This is a genomic window from Ruminococcus flavefaciens AE3010 (assembly GCF_000526795.1).
Classification (GTDB): domain Bacteria; phylum Bacillota; class Clostridia; order Oscillospirales; family Ruminococcaceae; genus Ruminococcus; species Ruminococcus flavefaciens_D.
Map to the genome: position 1 here is coordinate 353324 of NZ_JAGT01000001.1, position 22672 is coordinate 375995.

The following is a 22672-nucleotide window of genomic DNA, read 5'->3' on the forward strand; positions in this document are numbered from 1 at the left end:
GAAGAAAAGCACAATTGCGATGTGAGCAGTTGTGTCCCATCTTTTCCCCAGCTTATACAACAATTTTATTACATTTTTATGAACAACACAAGTCGATTATTGCGATTCATAATAAAGTCTGCTCGGTTTTTGCTCTTTTTTATGCATTTCTTATATAAATATTCTACAATTTGTAATTAGAATCAAATTATTACCGCCCGTTAGTATCATAATGTGCATACAGCTGTACTTTTGTGCAGCACAAATGTGATATCTCTTTAAAGCTTTAACGAGGTAATAGATCATGCACGAAATGTTATGCCTTGACAAGGTCTCGGCAGTGGTTTATAATATGATTAGCGGAGATGTCCGCAAAATATTTTTAAGGAGTCAGTTGTTTGAAAAATAATAACAGAACTGAGATAGCAGCGTAAACGAGAGGTTTGCGACTACTTTCTCACACAAACCTCTCGTGTCTTGTCAGCATTTTCAGGAGGTTATAAAAATGAATAAAATTGACTATATCATTCGCAAGGAAACAGAAAAGGACTACCGCGAGGTCGAAAATCTTGCCCGTGAGGCATTCTGGAACCTGAGTGTCCCGGGCTGCTTTGAGCATTACTTCATACACATAATGCGCAATCATAAGGACTTTGTCCGCGAGCTGGACTACGTTATGGAGGTTGGCGGAAAGGTCATCGCGAGCGTTATGTACTGCAAGGCAAAGCTGAAAGATGAGCAGGGGAATGTAAAGGATATCCTTACAATGGGACCTCTTTGCGTTCTGCCCGAGTATCAGCGCAAGGGCTATGGTAAGGCTCTGCTGGAGCATACCTTTGTCAGGGCAGCCGAGATGGGCTATGACGTTGTTATCAACTTCGGCAATCCCGACAACTACGTGGCAAGGGGCTACAAGAGCTGCATCAAGTACAACGTGTGCTTTGAGGGAGACTTTTTTCCCGCTGCACTGCTTGTCAAGGAACTGAAAGAGGGCGCACTTGACGGCAGAAAGTGGTTCTACTATCCCAGTGATGTAGATCGTCCATGTGACGATGCCGAAGCCGTTGAGCGCTTCGATGCTCTGTTCCCGCCAAAGGAAAAGGGCTGGCAGCCAAGTCAGGAGGAGTTCTTCATACACAGTCATTCTGTTCTGAGACGATAAAAAGAAGCAGCCGCAGTTTTTTACTGCGGCTGCTTTTATTTTATTTGGTCTTTGCTTTTTTATCTGCCATAAATTCTGCCATTGTCATAGGTTTATCCTTTACTGTAGATGAGTAAGCGTAGTATTCAAGGATATACGAAGCGTCTACAGCATTTACATCGCTGTTTCCGTCCACATCGGCAGCCTTTTTCTGCGCTTCTGTCAGTTCGCTCTTCTTGTTTGTTGAAGTCATTGCGTAATCAGTAAGAACAGCGGAAGCGTCTACAGCATTTACAGCCTTGTTATTGTCAACATCGCCCAGTGAATAGTCATTTGCGACAGGTGTTGTTACGGGAGCTGTTGTGGTAGTTGCTGTAGTAGTTGTTGTGGACAATGCTGTGGTTGTTGCAGTTGTTGGTCTTGTAATAACGTTGTGGTATTCTCCGTCATCGCCCAGCACTCTGAGCTTATCGTTAAGAATATCGTTGTTTTCGCCGACGCTTACCTTATCCCATGCTTCCTGAGTATCGGGATAGAATACATTCATAACGGAGCTGCAGCCCTTGAAAGCATTATCACCGATAGTCTCAACGGTCTTGGGAAGAGTGATATTCTCCAGATTGAAATTCATGAATGTTTCGTCAGGCAGCTCATTGCCGCAGGTTATCACTACGTCCTTCAGTGATGCGGGAACATAGACCTTATCATCGCCGTCAGTGACAGCATAGGTATATCCTGATACATAGCCGCCAAAGAGATCCTTGAACCAATCCGTGGCATTAGTAAATTTCTTTTCATATTCTGTCAGGTTGTATGGCAGAGTAAGTGAATTGAGTCCGATACACTTGTAGAAGCAGTTTTTGCCGATATCTGTATCTTCTCCGTTGATAACAGCCTTTGACATAGACGTACACTCGGCAAAAGCATAGCTGCCTATCTTCTTTGTAGCCTCAGGAACGTTTATCTCGGTGACAGATCGGCAGCCTGCAAAGGCTTTTTCGCCTATCTCGGTTACTCCCGCAGGAATATCTGTGTTGAGCGCGCTGCAATTCTCAAATGCCTGCATGCCGATGAATGTGTTCTTTGACGGCATGTTGAAGTCAGAAAGCCCTGAGCAGCCGCAGAAAGCGCGGTGGCCTATGTATGTTGTATCATCGGGAATGCTGACTGAGGTAAGGGTGCTGAGACCATAGAAAGCATCACTTGGGATAACTTTTCCGCCTGTTATAGTTATCTTTTGGAGTGAAGCGGGGATATAACAGGTCATATCATCTTTTGTGACCTTGTAAGTATATCCTGATACATAGTCACCGAAAAGCACACCGAGCCATGCAGCTTTATCTGTGGCTGCGTCCTCAGGTGCAAGTGCCGCATAGGGGAGAGTAAGATCGCTGAGACTGATACACTTGTTGAAGATATTCTTGCCTATTCCATTCTTGCAGGTTGCAATAACAGCCTTTTCAAGAGCTGTACACTCTGCGAAAGCATATGCACCTATTCTGTCTGTGGCTTCGGGAACGTTTATCTTGGTGATAGACAAGCATCTTGCAAAGGCTTTTTCACCTATTGCAGTAACTCCCTTTGGAATATCCACGTTTATCTTTTCGCAGCCCTCAAAAGCAGAATCTCCTATATAGTTCGCACTGCCGGGCATCTTGAATTCCGAAAGATCAGAGCAGCCGCAGAATGAGCGGTTGCCTATGTATTCCGTATCATCGGGAATGCTTACGGATGTGAGCGTACTTAAACCATAGAATGTATCATCGGGAAGATTTGAACCGCCCGTTATTGTTATCTTGCTGAGAGAAGCTGGTATATAGGCGCTCTTGGTCTCGTTCAGCTCTACTTTGTATGTGTAACCCGAGATATAGCCGTCGAAAAGATCTCCGAGCCATGAGCTTGTTTTACCGGCTGCATTAAGGGGATCAAAGCCTGCATAGGGGAGAGTCAGATCGCTTAGACCTATACACTTGTAGAAGATATTATTGCCGATGCCGTTCTTGCAGGTTGCAATAACAGCCTTTGTCATAGATGTACATTCTGCAAAAGCATATGCGCCGATCTCATTTGTAGCCTCGGGAACGTTGAACTCGGTGATAGACAAGCATCTTGCAAAGGCTTTTTCACCTATTGTTTCAACGCCCTTTGGAATATCCACGTTTATCTTTTCGCAGCCCTCAAATGCAGAGCTTCCGATATATGCTGCCTTGGAGGGCATTTCAAATTCCGACAGATTAGAGCAGCCGCAGAATGAACGATTGCCTATGTATGTTGTATCATCGGGAATGCTTACTGATGTGAGTGTGTTTAAACCATAGAATGTATCATCGGGAAGATTTGAACCGCCCGTTATTGTTATCTTGCTGAGAGAAGCGGGGATATAGGCGCTCTTGTTCTCGTCAAGCTGTACATTGTAAGTGTAACCCGAGATATAGCCGTCGAAAAGATCTCCGAGCCATGAGCTTGACTTGGCAGCTGCTTTATCGGGATCAAAGCCTGCATATGGCAGAGTAAGATTGCTGAGGGCGATACACTTGTAGAAGATATTATTGCCGATGCCGTCCTTGCAGGAGGATATAACAGCCTTTTCAAGAGATGTACACTCAGCGAAAGCATATGCTCCTATCTTGTTAGTAGCCTCGGGAACATTGATCTTGGTAATTGCATAGCATTTTTCAAAAGCTTTTTCACCAATTTCAGTTACTCCCGCAGGAATATCCACATTTATCTTCTGGCAGTCCTCGAATGCCGAGCTGCCGATATATGTTGCCTTGGAGGGCATCTTGAACTCGGACATAGCCGAGCAGCCCTTGAAAGAATCATCTCCTATACGCACCGCAGCATCGGGAATGCTGACTGAGGTAAGAGAAGAAAAGCCGTAAAATGCTCCGTCAGAGATACTTGTGCCCCCTGTTATGGTTATCTTAGTGAGTGAGACAGGGATATATCTTGAAATATCACTGTAATCGACCTTATATGTATATCCCGAGACATAATCACCGAAAAGAGTGCCCAGCCATTTCAGAGGCGCTGCATCGTTCTCTCTGAAAATAGCAGTGTCAGCATTGGGGAGAGTGAGCTCTTCAAGAGCTATACACTTCTGGAACACCTTTTCTCCCAGCTGCTCCGAGCCGCCCTTGATGACAGCCTTTTTCAGTGAAGTACAGCCGCTGAATGCATATGCGCCGAGAGTTGTAGTTGCCTCGGGAACAGTCACCTCTGTGATGGAGGTACAGTCTGAAAAGGCATATGCGCGGACAGTTGGCAGCGTTTCGGGGAGCACAACTTCCTTCAGTGAGCGGCAGCCGCTGAAAGCGTATCTGTCAATAAGCTGCAAACCGTCGGGGAGAGTGATGCTCTCCAGCTTTGAACAGTCCGCAAAAGCAAATACTCCAATGGTCTGCAGGGACTTTGGAAGATTTATCTTTTTGAGTGCGGGACAGGTGCCGAATGCAGTATTATCGATAGATGTTATGGTGTCGGAGAGAATTACCTCCTCAAGATTTGGACAGTTGCAGAAAAGCAGAGCACCGACATTTGTTATGCCGTCGCCCTCGTTTATGAAAACTGCCTTTTTGATGTCCTTGGCAGATTTTTTGAACTCGGTGTTTTTAGATGAAAAATCAGCTATTTTTCCGCTTCCCTTGATGTATATCGTGCCGTCCTTGTAAAGATAGAACTTTACATTTTCGCCTACCTCACCCTGCTGTACAGGCTCTTCGTCTGTGGGAAGTGTTGGCGGTGCAGTTACCTGAGCAGTTGTAGTAACGGCAGCGGCAGTGGTTGTAGCTGCTGTAGTCGAAGCAGCTGCCTTGGTAGTTGTAGCGGCAGCATTTGTGGTGGTGACCTGAGTTGTCGTTGCTGCGGCAGTAGTTGTAGTTACAGCTGCGTCAGCCATTACATGGTCAGCGATAATACTTATATCAGCTTGTGTGTCGATACTGCCTGTACATTCGGCAGTTGAAGGTATCGCAGCAGAAACGCACATTACAGTACTGAGTGCGGCTGCGGTGATTTTTTTCAGCATTTTTTACGCTCCTTTATATAGAAATACTATTATATTATATACTAAAACATATAGATTGTCAAATCACATTTTGTCATTATCACAGTTATCTGACCGAAATAAGAATATAAACTTCTTGACTGTCAAGGAAATATGGGCTATAATATATTTGGAAAGGGGAATGGGTATGATCGATATTATGCACCTTGAGAAATACAAGGAAACTAACCGTTTAGAAGCGAAAAAAGCTGTTGGCGGACTTCCCGACAGCCTGTGGGAGACCTATTCCGCCTTTGCAAATACTCTCGGCGGCGTAATACTCCTCGGTGTTGAGGAGCTGGAGGACAAGTCCCTGAGACCTGTTGACCTGCCTGACCCAGAATGGCTGCTCAGCGACTTCTGGGACATTATCAACGATAAGCGAAAGGTTAGCCGCAATATTCTCACAAAGGACGATGTTCAGATAAAGCGCATAGACGGCAAACATATCATAGTGATAATCGTTCCCAAGCTGAAAAAGGGCGAGGAACCCATATATATCGGCGGGAGCATCTACACGGGCACCTATAAGCGAAGCGGCGACGGAGACTATAAGTGCTCCGTAGAGGAAGTAGCTGAGATGCTGAGACTTAAATAGCATTTAATAAGAGGGAGAGACTTGCGGAAAAAGTCTCTCCCTGATTTTTTCAGAATATGTCAGAAATTCTTTCTGCATTGCGAGTGTAATATATGAATGCATTCAAAGGGGTGAAACGATGACAGACAAAGAGCTGCGCCGCAAAATGGAGCAGTCTCCCGAGGAGGGCAGGCGCGGATTGTTTGAAGAATACTGCGGTTACGTCTATGCCATATGCGCAAATAAGCTTAAAGGCTGCGGCGCAAGTGAGGACATTGACGAATGTATCAGCGATACATTCGCGGCGGTATTTGCCTATCTGGACAGACACACAGGCGCGGACGGCGACCTGAAAGGAATAATCGGAACTATAGCAAGGCGAACTGCCATTAGCTATTTCAGACGGCTTGCTGCCAAAAGCGATACAACTGTATCCATTGATTCCGAAAGTCTCGGAGAGCTGTCAGCCGACATAAGAGTTGAGGAAGCTGCCGAGGGCTCAGCGCTGCGAGAAGCTGTTCTTGACTGCGTGAACAGGCTGGGCGAGCCTGATTCGACTATCATCGTTTACTTCTACTATTACGGTATGAAAACAAAACAAATAGCTTCACTTACAGGAATGAGCGACTCTGCCGTGCAGCAGAGACTGAGCAGGTCAAGAAAAAGGCTCAGGGAGCTGCTGAGTGAAGCAGGTATCACAGAGGAGGGATTTCAGTGAGATTTGATGATCTATTCAGCAATATCAGCGACAAAACAGCAGGCAGGCTCTCGGAAGAGTATCCCGTCCTCAAAGACGAGCATAAAGAGAGGTTATACGCCATGAGTAAAAGAAAGTACAATATAAATGAAACATTCGACAATAACGGCAGCGAGGTCTCGGGAGTTGAGAAATACCGCAGACCAAAATGGTACAACGGCGCAAGCATTGCAGCTGCGGCTGTGCTGCTTGTGGCTGGAATAGGCGGCAGTATCGCATTTATAAGCCGTAACGGTCATTCTCCTGCGGCAGTGGTGGAGAGCAGCATTACCGAGACTACCGAGGCAGTCACAGAAGAAGTCACCGAGGAAATAACGGAGATAGCAGAGGAAGTTTCCGCACCTGAAGAAGTTGACGCCAACGCTATCGCCAAGGAGCTTACCGACGCTTACAGAGATTTCGCCTGTGAACTTCACGGGGGATCTCTTGAAGTTGATAAGTCTAATGTCGTTACAAAGACAGTGGTATATCAAAGCTGTGTTGAATATCAGAGAGAGTTCTATCGTGTCACCGACCCGAGATATCCCACATGGACTGATGTCGAAAAGCGCTGCTATGAGATATTCGACGCAAAACTGGGACAGGTAATACTTGACAATTGTATGTGCGATAAGGAAGAGGATATCAACTGCGATACATTTATGTATACAACAGACAATGGATACTTTATCGAAAAGTCTGTTCATGATGATAGCAATGGTCCATTTGATTGGGACGAGGACGATGTAAATGTCAAGACAGACGAGAACGGAAATATTATTACAGTTCGCCATAGATCAGGCTTTAATGGCGGTGGAGAGAAATATACTGTTGAGACAGACTTTACGATCACCAATACCGAGAACGGCTGGCGCATAAGCAAGGCAGAAGAAAAGCTCCTCGGCGTACCCGAGTACGATAATTACGACCCAAACACAGATCAATAAACAAAAAAGGGACTGCATGAAGCAGTCCCTTATTTACATTGTATAGTGCCAGCGAGCGAAAGCAGATTAACGTTTACATAAACAGTAAGCGAGCTTGCGAGCGCCAACGTGGCAAGGGTGCGCAGGCTCTGCGCTTAAGCCATGCCAGCTGTGATGATAGCCATTTTGTAAACTTCGTCAGCGTTGCAGCCTCTTGAAAGGTCGTTGATAGGAGCGTTAAGTCCCTGAAGAATAGGACCGTAAGCCTCATAGCCGCCAAGTCTCTGAGCGATCTTGTAGCCGATGTTGCCTGCTTCGATAAGCGGGAAGATAAATGTGTTAGCCTGTCCTGCAACCTTTGAGTCAGGGCACTTTGTCTTAGCAACTTCTGCTGAAACAGCAGCGTCGAACTGGAACTCACCGTCGATAACCAGGTTAGGATCAATGTTTCTTGCTTCGATAACAGCGTCGTGGCTGAGCTGAACTGTGCCGCCCTTGCCTGAGCCGTATGTGGAGAAGCTGAGAACAGCTACCTTAGGATCGATACCGAAGAAATCAGCAGTCTTTGCAGTCTCAACAGCAACCTCTGCAAGCTTTCTTGCACCTGTGAGAACAACATTGCCCTCCTTGTCAACTGTATCTTCATAGCTGAGGTTGATAGCGCAGTCGCCCATAGCGATCTTTTCTTCCTTGCCGTCCTTTTCGCGGAAAAGAATGAATGAAGAGCTGACAAGGTTAGAGCCCTTCTTAGTCTTGATGATCTGGAGAGCAGGTCTTACTGTATCAGCTGTGGAGTATGTAGCACCGCCGAGAAGAGCGTCTGCCTTGCCTGCCTTAACGAGCATTGTGCCGAAGTAGTTGGACTTTGCCAGAGCTGCGCGGCACTCGTCCTCAGTCATCTTGCCCTTTCTGAGCTCGAACATCTGAGCTACGAGAGCGTCCATTTCAGGATATGTAGCAGGGTCAACGATCTCAGCGCCGTCGATATTGAAGCCGCCGTTCTTGGCAGCAGCCTTTACCTCGTCAACGTTGCCGCAGAGGATAACGCCCATAAGGTTTTCCTTGATAAGTCTGTCAGCTGCGGAGAGGATACGGGGATCGCTGCCTTCAGTGAAGACGATAGTTTTCTTGCTGGATTTGAGATTTGCTATAAGCTTGTCAAACATTCCCATTTTGAGAGACCTCCATTGGATTTAAATTTTACCATTACATTATATCACGTTTGTTTTCCAAAGTCAAATAGTAATTAGTGATTAGTTATTAGAAAGTAGTGAGTAGAAAGTAGAGAGTAGAAATGAGAAACAAGCAAAACGAATCAAATCCAATGTTCTAAATTTACAACTCTGATCACTAACCACTTGTCACTATTATATCAGACTCCGTATTTGACCTTTATTCTTTGCAGTTTCTCCCCGAATGGCAGTGCAAGCAGATAGAGGAACAGCACATTTGATACTGCATATGACACAGTATAGGGGATAGCTGAGACCAGTGCGGCTGCATAGAGCTTCACACTGAAGCCCTCGTTATACCACAGCACTGTCCATATATCCATGAAAAAAGAATAGCCGATACCTGCAATAAAGCCGTATATCAGCAGCAGAGCGCGGCTTTTCAGCAACGGTTTTGAGAGCATACCTGCGAATAATCCGATAAGTCCCCAAGCAAGCATCTGAAAAGCTGTCCACGGTCCCTGTCCGAAGTAGAAATTGGAGAGTATCGCGGAGAGAGAGCCCACAAGGAAGCCTGCTTCGCCGCCGAGATACAGGGCTGTAATGATAGTGAGCGCCGCCACAGGTTTCAGAAATGGGATAAAACGTCCTGCAAAACAGAGCGCTGTCATAACTGCGACAATGACCATACGCCGAGTACCCGTGGACTTTTTCTCGAAACCTGCCGCAAAGAGCAGAAGTGCAAGAACTGCCACTGCAAGAGCAATGATAATATGCTTTTTTTCGTCGAAAGCAAGCGTGCCGAGGATAGTTATGACGGGGATTATCACAAACGGAACTGCTATTTTTATAGTATTCCGCAGATTCTTGTTTCTGATAAGGAGCATTTATGACTCCTTTCTGCCGTTTAGGCGGCAAAGCTGTACAGCGTCGTCAATGGTGACTGCATTGTCGAAATACCCCCGTGTCATGCGGCTGACTGCCGTAGTGTAGAAGCTGTTCTGACGGAAGAACTCGTTGGTTGTACCTGTGGAGACTATCCGTCCGCCGAAGAACATGGCGCATCTGTCAGCACATACAGCGGCGAACTCAACATCATGGGTCACGACAACAACGGTCACACCGCTGTCTCGGAGCTTGCGGATAACGGCGATAATATTAAGCTTTGCGGCGGCGTCAAGTCCCTTGGTAGGCTCGTCCAGAAGCAGCAGCTTAGGCTTTGCCGCAAGGACCTTAGCCAGAGCGGTGAGCTGCTGTTCGCCACCCGACAGGTCATATGGGTGCTTGTCCAGAAGATGACTGATATCATAGGGCAGAGCCGATATATCGGCGTGACACTCTTCAAGCTCCTGACGGACAGTGCTTTTGAGGAATACCGTTTGAACGTCCTGTGGGAGCATAGCAAGGCACTCACTGTACAGAGAGCGGTTCCTGTAGTCTTTCAGTTTCTTCCCGAACACTTTGATATTGCCGCTGTATGGCTTTAGAAGCCCTGCCGCAGCTGAAAGGGCGGTAGTTTTTCCCGAACCGTTGTCGCCGAGAATGCAGAATATCTCATTTTCGTATACCTTGAAGCTCAGACCGTCCAGAATATCTCTGCCTTCACGGGAGTAGCGGAAGTACACGTCTTTGAACTCCATAGCCGCGGACTTTGAGTGCTCATATGATGCCTGCGGCAGTCCGCGAGTGGAATTACAGTAATTGTTTTCAATGAAGCTGCGCCCATCGCGGACTGTAAGCGGACAGCTTCCGCTGCCGCTGAGCTCGGCGTAAAGCCGAGCAGCCGCAGGCATACCGCATATTATCTCGGAACGGTGTTTCAGCTGAGAGATGACATCTGAGGGCTTGTCCGCGGCGATAAGTCTGACATTATCCATAACGAGCAGCTTATCACAGAGCGGCACAACGTCTTCAAGATGGTGCTCTGCAATGATAATTGTAATGGAAAGGTCGCTGCAAAGCCGTCTTAGTGTGGATATGAAATCAGCAGCCGCTATCGGGTCAAGCTGTGCGGTTGGCTCGTCGAGAATGAGCAGCTCGGGCTGCATAACAAGAACAGAAGCCAGATTAAGCAGCTGCTTCTGTCCGCCCGAGAGCTCTGCCACGTCCTTGTCGTACCAGTTCCCGATACCGAAATAGCTTGCCATTTCGGCGATACGCCGTGATATTTCATCGGGAGGGGTTCCAAGATTTTCCAGCCCGAAAGCCAGTTCATGCCAGACCTTGTCGGTGACTATCTGCTGTTCGGGCTTTTGCATGACGAAGCCGATAGCTGATGCGGACTGCCTGTCGCTGAGTCGTGAAAGCTCAGTACCGCAAAAGCTCACAGTGCCCTTTTTATCGCCGAGGGGTGACAGCTCCCGTTTAAGCATGCGCAGCAGAGTTGACTTGCCGCTGCCTGTAGCTCCGCACAGTACTGCGAACTCGCCCCGTTCAAGTGAAAAGGAAACATTCTCAACGGCAGGGGAGCTGCACAGGGGATATGTAAAGGTCAGACCGCTGACCGCAAGTATTTCCATTTATGGTTCACCACCGTTTCGAGTATCATTGGCATAAGTATCAGAAGAGCGTAGGCTGCAAGACCTGCCGTACCGAGCATATCGGGAGAATCAAAGCTTATTGAGGGATAAAACTCAAAGCTGAGTGAATGTGTTCCCACTGCGGCAGCTGTAATGCTCAGAAGCACAAGGTCGCAGAGCAGAAAAGTCACATCGGAGGCTCTGAATCTGAATCTTTTCATCTGAGAGCGTCTGCCTGTACCGAAGCCCTTTGTCTCCATGCTGTCGGCGGTGATGATGCCGTTTTCCAGAGCCCATGTGACCATGACGGAAAAGATTCTTGACTTGCCGCGTATATCGTCGATGATATTGTCGTCCTTGTACAGTCCCATTGCCGTCTGAGCTGCGTTTATCTTAGCGGACTGCCTGCTGAACAGGGGAACGAATCTCATTGCCATTGACAGTACAAGTGACAGCTTAGGCGAGAGAGCTCCCGTGATATAGAGTAGCTTCTCACTGGTCATTATCTGGGTAAAGGAGCGAAGCAGGTACAGCACACCGATTATCATAGCTGCCGAATTTATGCCGTAGAGAGTAGCTTCAAGTGTTACGGGATTGTGGTTCATTACAAATAGTACGGTCTTTCCGTTATGGGAGATAAGCGGATTTGCAAGCGCCAGTATCAGGAACAGTACCCAGAAGAATATATGAGTTTTACCATGAGACAGACCGTTGCGCATTATGAAGAATGTAACAGCTCCCGCAAGTGAAATTGCCATGAGCCACGGATAATTGCAGAACATAGCAATGCCTGTTACGCTGAAAAACCAAACCGCAATAACTATGGGATTATATTCTGAAAAGCTTCTCATTTTTCGTATACCTCATTAAGGTCGTGACCTATCTCGCAGGTGTACAGCCACTCTATCCTGTCGCCGTCGGACAGCTCATATTCTCCGCAGCCTCTTGACGGTGTGATGCCGTTTACATGGTACACCCAGCCCGAAAGGTCGCCGAAATCATATTCGTAGATGTAGTTTATGCCTGCGATGTAGACCATACCGTGGGAGCTGCCTGCGCTGCCCCTGTTTTCCACCTGTATGCCGTAGGTCTGAGCAGCCTCTGTGAGAATATCGAATACAGTCTCACCGCTTTCAAAGTCAAAGGCAGTAGGCGGCAGTATAACTCCGTCCGCAGGGATATGCTCCGAGTCGGACTTGCCTGCGATAGTATCGCAGCGTATCTCCATAGTCACAGTGCCTGCGATATTGTCTTTCTGTTTCTTTTCTCCGCTGTAGTAATCATCTGCCGACTGTATTTCCAGCAGCAAAACTACAGCAATTGCCGCACCAGCCGCTAAAACGATGAACAGATAGTTCTTCCGATTCCGCTTGCCAAGAATAAAGATAATAATAGAAATAACAGCCGCCGCTCCAATGATGACGATTATTATCATGGGCTTTACGTTTTTCTTATGGTCAGTTACTGTGTTAAGGGCAGCAGCTGCAGTGATTTTTGCTGTAGAAGCTGCCACGGTACCCGAAATGGTAACAGTAACAGCTGATGTTAAAGTTTTAGCTGATACTGTAACAGAAGCAGTGGTCGTAACTGTGCTCGTCTTTGCTGTTGTTAACTTAGCTCCCGAAGAAGCAGTCGCAGCCGCAGAGGTGGACTGCTGTACTTGCTGCTGACTGCTATCATTATGCTCCTGCTGAGATTGGGGCAGTCTGCGGTTATCAAGGACCAGCAGTGGAGACTTCCCCTCGGTCATTCTTTTGAACGCCACAAGTGAGTAGAAAGCCTGCATTGTAGCAGTTTCGTTTGAGCCGCTGCCCATAGAATGAGAAAAACTGCCGTCAGACAGGCGGTACTCTATGATACCGTCTATGAGGTCGTGACCTTCTTTTATGAACCTGTCATCGTAGCGGCAGTCTATCCCCAGAGCCGATAGAGCCACAAGCACCTGTGATGTACTTTCGGGATTGGGAGTGCCAAAGCTTGAGTAGCCGCCGTTGTCCTGCTGTTTGTATGACAGAAAGTCCAGAGCCCTGTCAACAGCTTCGGAGACGTCGCCTCTGCTGTTATAATGAGGAGCAAGAGCCTGCACGGTCATGGCTGTAACGTCAATATCGCCGTAGTCACCGAACAAAGCCCAGCCGCCGTCGCCGTACTGCATGGACAGTATGGTGTCAACTACCGAATCAGATGTGAATCTTGAGCATGTATAGCCGTTATTGAGCACATGAAGTCCGTATATCCAGCTCATAATGCCCTGCTCGCCTATGGAGTTGTCAAGTATATCTGAGATGTAGCTGCTCTGACTGCCTGCCGCAGCCAGCCCGAGGGCATACTTCTCACGGGAGGTCGCTGAGAGCACATTATTGCTGCCGAGGTAGTCCGTCAGAGAACTCTCATAAGCTGACAGGTCCGTATATCCGTACTGACTGAGAGTGAGAGCATACCAGTCCGAGGTCCTGCCCGCACCTGCGGCAATATCGACCCTGAGCCAGTCGTCTATGCTTCCCGCGCCGCACTGACTTAGCTTATAATCAACGATACCGCCGATAAGGTCGCTGACCTCATCGACGGTATGCTCGCTGCAAAGGGCGTCCATAGGAGAACAGCCCAGTGATAAAACTAATGCAAGTACAATGCACAGAAAGCCTGTGAGTACCTTATTCCTCATTCTTTTTTCTCAGAGCAAAAGCAGTAGCCATTGCGCCTGCAAGACCGAATACAGCCATGCCTGCACCCTTAACGCCTGTCTTTGGAGAATTTGTCTTGGATGCTGTTGTAGTAGCCTTAGTTGTTGTCTTTGTAGTTGTAGCTGTAGTGGTTGTGGTCGTAGCAGTAGTTGTCGTAGTAGTTATAGTAGAAGTCGTAGTTGTAACAGCCTCACCGTTAGCGTTGACGATATATGTCGGAGGAACTAAATTAACGCTTGTTGATTCAGCACTGATAACGTTTTTGCCCGGATCTGTGAGAGTTAATGTTACCTTGCCCTCGGCGTCGGTAACTAAGCCCGTATCCTTGCCGTTTACAGATATCTTAGCGCCTTCAACGGGCTTTGTAACAGCTTCGTAATTCTCATTATAGGAGATATAGGAAAGGGTGAGGGAAACCTCTGAGCCTGTATCCTTGTCCTCGTCGTTCTTCTTGTCGAAGAAGCTGTAATAATAGTTGTAATCCTTAGGATCGGGATATACATAAGCAACGATCTGATCGTCGTTCTTGATCTCGTCTGCAAGACCGTTTGACATCTTGTCGTCTACAGCGTAGCCGTAGCTGCCGCCGTTTTCAACGCCCCAGAGCTTGTCAAGTCCAAGTCCCCACTGTCCTACAGAGGACTTGTAGCCTGCTGCTGCTCCGCCGTTGAACTTGTTCTCGTGAGCGATATAGAGAGCGTCGTTGATAGTGAGCTTGCCGTCGCTGTCGATGTCGGTAACCTTTACAGGCTCCTGATTGAGAACGAGCTCCTTCTTGTCATCGGAAATCGTAACGTAAACAGTTGTCTCGTCTGCTGCTGAAACAGAGAATACGCTCATGCTTACTGCTGAACATGAGATAAGCAGAGCTGCTGCCATTGCCAGTGTCTTTTTCATAAAAACTACTCCTTAAAAAAATGTAGGGGACAATAAAAAAGCCTTTCCGCATAGCGAAAAAGCGCAGAAAACAGCTTTGCACAGAACTGCAAAGTTCTTCGGCAACGTTTTTCACTGTCCAAAAACGTGTAATACCAGTTGTCTGACGAGCGATCCGACTATACGGCAGTGACTGCTGCGACGGATTTGCACCGTACTTCCCTCAGTTTCAGACAAAAGTATTATAGCATATTGTTTTCTGAAATGCAATATTCAGTAAGAATAATTCACGTATTATTAAAAAATGAAAAGCTGTCTGCTGCGTATCAGGACTTTTTCTGATAAGCGTAGCCGAAATTGATAGGCGGAGCTGTCACGGAAACATAGACGAATTCCTCGTCGCCGTCATTGAGAAGCCCATGTACGTCCTTATCGGCAAAGCGTACAACATCGCCTGCCTTGAAAGGCATTGTGGCATCGTCTGCCAGCAGGAGAGTACCGCTGCCCTTTGTAGCGTACCATATCTGCTCTGAAGCCTCATGTGTATGGCGGGGCTGGCTTGCTCCCACTTCAAGGTGGACCTCAGTGATAGTAACCCTTGTGCTTTCCGAGTTCTCGGGATTAAGAAGCTGACGTGATACAACGCCCGGATTTGACAGAGCCTTTATGCTGTCAGCGCTTATGAATTCCATGATGTTACCTCCATAAATGTTATTGACCGCTGCTTTGCAGCGGGAGATGTGTAAGCTGTAAAAACAAAAAAGTGCCGTCGGTGAAAGCAGAGCAGCATTTTCGTAAAGAGTGAGCGGGTAAAAACGAGCGCCCCCGTGGAAGGGGGCGCAGGCTCTGCGCTGGCGTCCCAAAGAGGAGTCGAACCTCCGGCCTACTGCTTAGGAGGCAGTCGCTCTATCCTACTGAGCTATTGGGACACATTACGAATAATATTTTACCACATATTTCTGCTTATTGCAAGAGCTGAGATATAATTTTATATTTTAATATAAATACAGCTATTGTTAAACATTGATATTATATGCTATTTTCGGAAAAAGGACTTGACATTTCAGTCGCATGGGTATATAATGAATACCGCTGAATAAAGGCGTTTACGGGAAAAAGAGATCAAATGGAGAAGATTATGGAAGATGTTGAAATTTTTCTGAGCAGACTCTCTTCTGAGGAAAAGCTCTACACTGAAATAGCAAAAAAGCTGGGAATTGCTGATATAACCGATAAATTCACTCTTTCGGGAGCTATTGCCGAGAAAGGCGCTCCTGCGTCCTATAAGGTGTATATTTCCGACGAGAAAATTGAAAACAAGACTATTGACGAGATAAAATCGGTATTTACCGAGGCTGCCGAGGAGAACTCGGAGATAAAGGTCGAGTTTATTTCCGATGAATTTCTCAACCTTATTGACGATAAGGCAAGAATAACTGCTGACAGCAAGCCGAGAAGCCTTGTCCACAGGGACGGAGAGCTCCACCCGACAGTGCATATATGGATGATAAAGCGCCGCGATATGGGAGTTTTCGTGCTTCTGCAAAAGCGTGCCCACGAAAAGGACATCAATCCCGACTGCTATGACGTATCTGCGGCAGGTCATGTGTCACAGGGGGACGAGTTCCGCTATACCGCGCTTAAAGAAGTCCATGAGGAGCTGGGGCTTGATATAGACAGAAGCAAGCTTGAATTCATCGGGCTCAAAAAGGCTGAGTTCAATAAGGGCGATATACATGACAATGAGCTGGTGGCAGTATACATATGCCGTGAGAATATAAACATCGAGGATCTTGTGCTCCAGTCCTCAGAGGTCTCCGAGGTGTGCTGGGCTGAGATAGACGAGCTTCTCTCAGTAATGAAATACGAGGATATCCCGAACTGCATATCCCTTGAAGAGCTTGACATGATAAAAAAGGCTGTATTCTAAATAAAAAGGCTTCCGAATTATCGGAAGCCTTTGCTTTTGTTTATTCAGCAGCTGCTGCGCCGCCCTCAACAGGAGCCGGAGTTTCGGCTGCTGCACCTGAGCCTGAACCTGCGCCGCCCTCAACAGGAGCCGGAGTTTCAGTGCCTGTACCTGTACCTGTTCCGCCGCCCTCAACGGGAGCTTCAGTGCCTGTACCTGTTCCGGTACCGCCGTTTGGATCTGCTGTAGGAGTTTCACCGTTGGGATATGTTGTAAGCTCTCCGCTGCCGCCTGCGATACCGCTTACGGCAGTAGTTGTGGTCGTGGGAGTGTAGGTGTTCAGTTCACCCGAGAAGTTGCCTGACGGGATCTTCTGACCCTTGAAGAAGCCGTTGCCCGAGGTGAAGCTTATTGTGAACTCTGTTCTTTTCACCTTTGTAACGGTAGTTGTTCGTTTGGTCTTTGTTGCAGTGACATCATTTGTAGCTGTAGTAGTTACAGCGGTAGTAGGGCTTGCAGCCTGAGGATCCTGCTTATATATGCTCTCACGTCCGAAGCTTGAGATCATCTTCTCAGACGGAGTGATAGGGAACATAACGAAAAATGTAAGTATAACAGCTGTAAGTGCAATAAAACAGCCGCACGATACGAGGGTTATCTTGGTGGATTTTTTCAGATTACTGAAAAAGCCGTTTCCTCTACTCATGAAAAAACACTCTCCTGTACATAGATATGTATCTATTATACTACTGATGTCGGAAAAAGTCAAGCCTGAGTATGTCCATTTATGTGAAAGTATGATGAAAAGTGTACCGGAAGATTATAACAAAAAAGGCGTATTGCTACGCCTTTTTGTTTATTTATCGTTTTTTTTTCAGCTTTGCCATTTTATAGATGAACAGCTCCAGTGAGATGAGTGCGATAACTGCCGCACCTGCAATAAGACCTATCTTGAGGAGGCCGCTGCTGTCCTTGCTGTCTTTTTCCTCAGTCGTCTGCTTTTCTTTTGTGGTCTTGGCAGTTGTTTTCTCTGTTTTTGTCTTTTTTGACTTCGTGGTAGCTGCTTCGTCCTTGTCGGTCTTCTTTCCGTTTGAATGGGCAGTTATCACTATACCCTCGTCAGTTGCCTCCTGAGCTGTGAAGCCTGCAAGCCATGCAAGAGAAGCGTTCCAGTTGATAGTACACTCATTTACAGACCAAGCCTCGATATTGTCAAGGTAGCACTTCTGCGGAGGTATCTCGCCTTTCTTCCAGCCTGAGCCCTGTACCCACGGGTCCTGCATACCTGAGTTTGGACCTCCGCACATTACTCCGTTTGGAGCCTTGGGGAATGTCTCGTCTATCTGCTTAGCCCAGTAGCGGTGGTGAGGATACTCTATAGCGTGAGTACCGTAGCCTGTAACATATGAATAGTCCATGGCGTTTCTGCCAAGGATATAGTCCATGCCGCCGATAGCGCCGTCGAGATAGGTATCTTCATTGGTGAGAAGATATGCATAAGCCATAACAATGGCGTTGTCGGTCACAAATGAGTTGGAGCCCCAGATGTAGCCCTCGTCACTGTCGTTGTAGCTGAGAGTACTCTGACCGTAAGGCACGCCGTAGCCCTGATTCTCTTCAAGGGAGATGAAGTGGTCGGCAGCCGAAACGATAGCCTCCTGTATTATCTCAGCATCGCCCTTGTCAAATTTCTCGGAATTGAGAGCAGCGCTTAGTGTAGCAAGACCGCCTGTGTTGCCCCAGTCGAAGCTGCCCACCGTGTCAACGCTTTCGCCGCCGCCGAGACTCTGAGGCATATCGAGGAAGAACTTGTTTTCTGCTGCCTCGTCGTAGTAGTCCTCGTCACCTGTGGTGATGAAGAGCTCCAGAGCAGCCCAGCAGAATTCGTCCTCAACGTCTGTATCGCCGTAAGCTCCGCCGCCTATGGACTCATCAAGAGGAGCGTACATATCGGGGTGCTTCTTTGCGGCCTCAAATGCGTTCTTTGCAGCTTCCAGACACTGATCAGCAAAATCACTGTCGTAGTCTTTCCAGAGTCTTGCTGCCTGAGCGCCGCAGGCTGCAAGGTTGAGAGTAGCAGCAGTTGTAGGCGGCTTCACGATACGCTTCATATCGTCGTCAGCAGGAGCGATTCCCAGAGCTGTCCACTTCTCGTCGTGAGCCTTGTGGTAAGCCATGCCCTTGTAGTCGCCGCTGTCAACTATCATTTTCAGCATCCATTCCATTTCCCAGCGCGTCTCGTCAAGAAGGTCGGGGACGCCGTTGGTATTTTCGGGAAGGAGCATAGTGCTGTCTGCATAGGCTTTATCGAAGCCGTACTTAACGGCTGTTTCGTACTGATTCTGCATGAGCCAGAGTGAGAAGCCGCCGTTTACGACGTATTTTCCGTGGTCGCCTGCGTCGTACCAGCCGCCTGTAACGTCAATGGAACCGCTGCTGCCGCTGTAGCCCCATGTCTGCTCGATCTCAGCCATATCCTTGGGGTGACCTGCTGCACGGGCAAGCTCGGAAGCATCGCCCGAGGATATGAAATCACTCTCTATCTCTATACCGCTTCTGTTCTGATAGAAGTAGTTTAGGGAGTCATAAAGCAGGCTTGAATATATATCCGAACCGCCTATAACGAAGTCACGGCTCTCGGAGCCGTCCTCGGCTTCGATGTGGTATGTACCTTCCTTGTTAAGCTCCGAGAAGTCGATAACATGTACCTCGTCGTCGGAGTCCTTGTCGTGGCCGAAAGGAGTGGACTTGCCTTCAAATACAGTCTTGCCTGAGTCATCGATGACCTCAAATTTGACAGGCTTTGAGGAATCGCTCAAAAGGGTAGCCTTTTTGGCTCTGTCGGGGAAATAGCACACCTGATTGGTAAGTATGCCTGCACGCTCCCAGACATCTGCCTCGGGGTAATCGTTATCATCGCTTGTAAGGTCGATGAGAGACATATTGTCGAACTTTATCTCTGTGCCTGCGGGGAAGCAGTCGCCGTTGGTGTACTGACCGTCGCCGCCTAAATGGAATGCCCATTCGGCAACGTCGAGGGACTTGTCGGCAGTGAATGTAACATCGACTTTTTTTGTCTCGTTCTTGCCTATCTGTATGCAGTCCCAAGTGCTGTTGAAGTCGGGACCGCCGTCAGCCATCATGTTGTGCCATATCTCAACGTCGCCGTCAAGATTGCCTATCTTTGTGTAGTATTTGCCGCTTTCGGACGGAGTTATCTCATAGGATACCTTGTACTTGTGTCCCGAGACTATTTTCAGTCCTCTGTGTCTGAACTGACAGTCCCAGCGATCCTCGCCGCCGCGGGAAGCTCCGCCGGGATTTACGATAGTAACGGTGTAAGCGCCTTTGTCGATCCTGAAGTCCATTTCGCCCGGAGCGGACTCTACAATGTGCCACGGGAGTCCCACTCCGTTTTCAAAGTCTGTCTGACCGAGCTGCTGACCTGCGTCCGCAGTGAGGGGAGCGAACTGTGTTCCGGCGGGGCATACAGCGCCCGCTGCAACAACGACAGCAGCAAGAGCCGAAACAGCTCTGCAAGCAGTTTTTTTCTTTTTCATGCCTGAAACCTCCGTTTTCTGTAATTTTTCCATTATATACTTTAATACTTTTTATAAGCATTGTAAAGAAAAGCAAAGGAAAATTTACAAATTAGCCCCATAAAACGGCATTTTGCTCATAATAACAGCCTTTGCACAAAATATTTCGGCTATTTAGACTATTTCCGCAAGATTTGCCCGAAAAGTCGTAAATAAGCAATTTGTAGACTTGATTTCTTTGTTTTGATGTGATATAATGTTTTTTGTATGGATTATTCTGTGCTACTTTATTAACAGGAGTTATGGTATGAACCATATTTTTTATATTATGGGAAAGAGCTCGTCGGGAAAGGATACTGTTTACAGCCGTATCCTCGAGGATATGGAGCTTGTTCCGATAGTTCTCTACACTACCCGTCCTATCCGCGCAGGTGAGCATGAGGGCATCGAATATCATTTTGTTGACGACGGCTGCTTTAATGCCATGAGGGACAGCGGTGAGGTCGTTGAATGGCGTACATACGATACAAAGTGCGGCAAGTGGACTTATTACACTGCAAAGGACAGTATCAGCACCGATATGGGGGATCGTATCGGTATCGGTACCCTTGAGTCTTATGTTAAAATACGGGAGCATCTCGGCGATGAAGTACTGGTGCCTGTCTATATCGAAGTAGATGATGACATCAGGTTCCTGAGGGCTGTGGAGAGAGAAAAGCGTCAGTCCGCACCTAAGTATGCGGAGCTGTGCCGCAGGTTCCTTGCTGATAATGAGGACTTTTCGGAGGAAAAGCTCAGCGAAGCTGGGATTGATAAGCGATTTTCAAATAACGGCAGCCTCGAAGAGTGTCTGGCTGCTGTTAAAATGTATATATCTGATTTTATGAAATGATTTTTTTGGCTTTTCCGCATGGAAGCGGGATCAGGGAGGTTTATTGTGAGTTCGGAAATTAATTACTGTGAATGTGCAAAAAGGACTATGATAATCGGCGGCGGTGTATGCTGCGAGATGCTTCTCAATGAGATATTCAATGCTCAGAAGTCGCCGTATACCGAGGATAAATATTCTGCTACGTTCAATCCTGTTTGTATTATCGACAACGACCCGAAAAAGATCGGCACCGAAATAATGGGTGTAAAGGTCGTGGGAAGAGAAGACGAAATTGTAAAGTATGCAAAGGAATTTGAGATAGAACAGCTTATTCTTGCTATCCCGTCGCTTACATCTGACGAGCGCAAGGCTGTTATCGACATATGCAACGAGACAAAGCTGCCTCTTAAAATAGTACCGTTTATAGGTACTCTTATCCTTGACGATTCAGCTACACTTCTCGGACAGGTACATGACATCAAGGTCGAGGAGCTCCTTGGACGTGATCCAATCAAGTTCGATAATAAGGATATCAGGAATTTCATCAGCGGAAAGGTATGTATGGTAACAGGCGGCGGCGGAAGCATCGGCTCCGAGCTTGTACGCCAGATAGCAAAGTACGGCCCTAAGAAGATCATCATCGTTGATATTTATGAGAACAACGCCTACGAGATACAGCAGGAGCTTGTCATGGAGTACGGCGAGAAGCTTGATCTTGTTACCCTTATTGCTTCTGTACGTGATTACTATCGTATGAACCAGATATTTGAGAGGTACAAGCCAGAGATCGTTTTCCATGCGGCTGCACACAAGCATGTTCCGCTTATGGAAGTTTCTCCCATGGAAGCAATAAAGAACAATGTGATCGGTACATTCAACGTTGCGACCCTTGCACAGTATCATGATGTCAAGAAGTTTGTGATGATATCAACAGATAAGGCTGTAAACCCCACCAATGCCATGGGTGCTTCAAAGCGCTGCTGCGAGATGATTGTTCAGTACCTTTCACAGCAGCATGAGGGCAGGACAGAGTTTGTCACAACACGTTTCGGAAACGTTCTCGGTTCAAACGGCTCGGTAATACCGCTCTTCAAGAAGCAGATAGAGCAGGGCAAGCCTGTAACTGTTACCCATGAGGATATAATACGTTACTTTATGACTATCCCCGAGGCTGTAAGCCTTGTAATGGAAGCAGCTGCCATTGCTCACGGCGGCGAGATATTCGTTCTTGATATGGGAAAGCCTGTCAAGATAGTTACTCTTGCAGAGAATCTTATCAGAATGTACGGCAAGGTGCCTTATAAAGATGTTCCAATAGTGTTCACAGGACTCCGTCCCGGTGAGAAGATAAAGGAAGAGCTCCTTATGGACGAGGAGGGACTAAAAAAGACCTCCAACAAGCTCATCTTTATCGGTAAGCAGATAGATATCGACGAGGAGCATTTTGCTTCACGCTTAAAGAAGCTTCGTGACGCTTCACAGCTCAACGATGAAGAAGTCGCAATAACAGCTCTCCACGAGATGGTGCCTACCTTCATCACACCCGAGGAATTCAACAAGATGCAGGCGGAGAAAAACGCTGTAACAAAATAAGAGTTTAAACAGCATTAAAGCAGTCGCTTTGGTGCTGTTTTTGCGTTAATATGAAGTTATTTGTAAATTTTTTATGCCTTTCTTGCTATTTCATAATTTATATGT

At 47.2% G+C, this 22672-nt stretch carries 17 protein-coding genes, 1 tRNA gene and 1 riboswitch; of the genes, 7 read left to right on the plus strand and 11 right to left on the minus strand.

The window, feature by feature from the left end; genetic code table 11:
• Window positions 1–484: 484 nt before the first annotated feature.
• A complete protein-coding gene (locus N774_RS0101560; RefSeq protein ID WP_024859547.1) occupies window positions 485–1141 on the plus strand; it encodes a GNAT family N-acetyltransferase in 657 nt (218 codons plus the stop codon).
• Window positions 1142–1181: 40 nt separating this feature from the next.
• On the opposite strand, the gene N774_RS0101565 is transcribed toward N774_RS0101560, so the two are convergent.
• Window positions 1182–5147, minus strand: coding sequence for a leucine-rich repeat protein (locus tag N774_RS0101565; RefSeq protein ID WP_024859548.1), 3966 nt, complete (start codon window positions 5145–5147; stop codon window positions 1182–1184).
• 166 nt (window positions 5148–5313) lie between these two features.
• Between N774_RS0101565 and N774_RS0101570 the strand changes: the two genes are divergently transcribed.
• The 3 genes from N774_RS0101570 to N774_RS0101580 all read left to right on the plus strand — a co-directional run bounded on the left by N774_RS0101570 (window position 5314) and on the right by N774_RS0101580 (window position 7425).
• Window positions 5314–5763: an AlbA family DNA-binding domain-containing protein gene (locus N774_RS0101570; RefSeq protein WP_024859549.1), complete on the plus strand. Its 450-nt coding sequence runs from the start codon at window positions 5314–5316 to the stop codon at window positions 5761–5763.
• Between the two features lie 118 nt (window positions 5764–5881).
• On the plus strand, window positions 5882–6460 hold the full coding sequence (locus N774_RS0101575; RefSeq protein ID WP_024859550.1) for an RNA polymerase sigma factor: 579 nt from the start codon (window positions 5882–5884) through the stop codon (window positions 6458–6460).
• Window positions 6457–7425: a hypothetical protein gene (locus N774_RS0101580; protein WP_024859551.1), complete on the plus strand. Its 969-nt coding sequence runs from the start codon at window positions 6457–6459 to the stop codon at window positions 7423–7425. Before N774_RS0101575 ends, N774_RS0101580 begins: the two co-directional genes overlap by 4 nt.
• Window positions 7426–7559: 134 nt before the next feature.
• Here N774_RS0101580 and pta read toward each other — a convergent pair whose 3' ends face one another.
• From pta to N774_RS0101620, 8 genes are all read right to left on the minus strand, one after another.
• The gene (gene pta / locus N774_RS0101585) at window positions 7560–8576 is read right to left on the minus strand and encodes a phosphate acetyltransferase (RefSeq protein ID WP_024859552.1); all 1017 of its coding nucleotides are present in this window, start codon (window positions 8574–8576) and stop codon (window positions 7560–7562) included.
• A 200-nt stretch (window positions 8577–8776) separates the two neighbouring features.
• Window positions 8777–9463 carry an ECF transporter S component gene (locus N774_RS0101590; protein WP_024859553.1) on the minus strand — a complete coding sequence of 229 codons (687 nt, stop codon included), beginning with the start codon at window positions 9461–9463 and terminating at the stop codon, window positions 8777–8779.
• Window positions 9464–11095, minus strand: coding sequence for an ABC transporter ATP-binding protein (locus tag N774_RS0101595; protein ID WP_024859554.1), 1632 nt, complete (start codon window positions 11093–11095; stop codon window positions 9464–9466).
• Window positions 11068–11946, minus strand: a complete 879-nt coding sequence (locus tag N774_RS0101600) for an energy-coupling factor transporter transmembrane component T (protein WP_024859555.1) — start codon at window positions 11944–11946, stop codon at window positions 11068–11070. Before N774_RS0101600 ends, N774_RS0101595 begins: the two co-directional genes overlap by 28 nt.
• Window positions 11943–13760, minus strand: a complete 1818-nt coding sequence (locus N774_RS0101605; protein WP_024859556.1) for a DUF4430 domain-containing protein — start codon at window positions 13758–13760, stop codon at window positions 11943–11945. Before N774_RS0101605 ends, N774_RS0101600 begins: the two co-directional genes overlap by 4 nt.
• Window positions 13750–14676 carry a hypothetical protein gene (locus N774_RS19080; protein WP_024859557.1) on the minus strand — a complete coding sequence of 309 codons (927 nt, stop codon included), beginning with the start codon at window positions 14674–14676 and terminating at the stop codon, window positions 13750–13752. Before N774_RS19080 ends, N774_RS0101605 begins: the two co-directional genes overlap by 11 nt.
• 139 nt (window positions 14677–14815) lie before the next feature.
• Window positions 14816–14891, minus strand: a riboswitch (adenosylcobalamin-variant (AdoCbl-variant) riboswitch).
• A 90-nt stretch (window positions 14892–14981) separates the two neighbouring features.
• Window positions 14982–15347 (minus strand): cupin domain-containing protein, encoded by a 366-nt coding sequence (locus N774_RS0101615; protein WP_024859558.1) that lies wholly within the window; start codon window positions 15345–15347, stop codon window positions 14982–14984.
• A 160-nt stretch (window positions 15348–15507) separates the two neighbouring features.
• Window positions 15508–15584, minus strand: a tRNA-Arg gene (locus N774_RS0101620).
• A 197-nt stretch (window positions 15585–15781) separates the two neighbouring features.
• Here N774_RS0101620 and N774_RS0101625 point away from each other — a divergent pair.
• Window positions 15782–16585, plus strand: a complete 804-nt coding sequence (locus N774_RS0101625; protein ID WP_024859559.1) for an NUDIX hydrolase — start codon at window positions 15782–15784, stop codon at window positions 16583–16585.
• 40 nt (window positions 16586–16625) lie between these two features.
• Here N774_RS0101625 and N774_RS0101630 read toward each other — a convergent pair whose 3' ends face one another.
• Both N774_RS0101630 and N774_RS0101635 read right to left on the minus strand, forming a co-directional pair.
• Window positions 16626–17270: a hypothetical protein gene (locus N774_RS0101630; protein ID WP_024859560.1), complete on the minus strand. Its 645-nt coding sequence runs from the start codon at window positions 17268–17270 to the stop codon at window positions 16626–16628.
• A 154-nt stretch (window positions 17271–17424) separates the two neighbouring features.
• A complete protein-coding gene (locus N774_RS0101635; protein WP_024859561.1) occupies window positions 17425–20124 on the minus strand; it encodes a glycoside hydrolase family 9 protein in 2700 nt (899 codons plus the stop codon).
• Between the two features lie 286 nt (window positions 20125–20410).
• On the opposite strand from N774_RS0101635, the gene N774_RS0101640 reads away from it, so the two are divergent.
• On the plus strand, window positions 20411–20995 hold the full coding sequence (locus tag N774_RS0101640) for a guanylate kinase (RefSeq protein WP_024859562.1): 585 nt from the start codon (window positions 20411–20413) through the stop codon (window positions 20993–20995).
• 45 nt (window positions 20996–21040) lie between these two features.
• Complete coding sequence (locus N774_RS0101645; protein WP_024859563.1) at window positions 21041–22567, plus strand: polysaccharide biosynthesis protein; 1527 nt, start codon at window positions 21041–21043, stop codon at window positions 22565–22567.
• Window positions 22568–22672: the final 105 nt, after the last annotated feature.